Annotated in this window: 1 protein-coding gene; it reads right to left on the bottom strand. The window is 74.6% G+C overall.

What is annotated here, in order from left to right:
• Positions 1-209 (bottom strand): CDP-glycerol glycerophosphotransferase family protein (locus B7L92_RS43400; protein ID WP_438364062.1); only part of this gene is annotated, 209 nt, incomplete at both ends.

Genomic DNA, 209 nt, shown 5'->3' on the forward strand with positions numbered 1-209 from the left:
CCCGCACGTCGACGTAGGTGCCGCGGGCCGCCTCGTACGCCTCCCAGTCGTCGGCGCACAGGACGATCGGCCGGTCCAGGCCCGCGTAGTCGAACATCAGCGGGGAGAAGTCGGTGACCAGGACGTCCGAGGCCAGGCACAGGGACACGACGTCCGGGTGGGCGGAGACGTCCAGGACCCGGCCGGAGCCGCCCGCGGGCGGGGTGCCG

This window comes from Streptomyces viridosporus, from assembly GCF_002078235.1.
In the GTDB taxonomy this organism is placed as follows: domain Bacteria; phylum Actinomycetota; class Actinomycetes; order Streptomycetales; family Streptomycetaceae; genus Streptomyces; species Streptomyces viridosporus.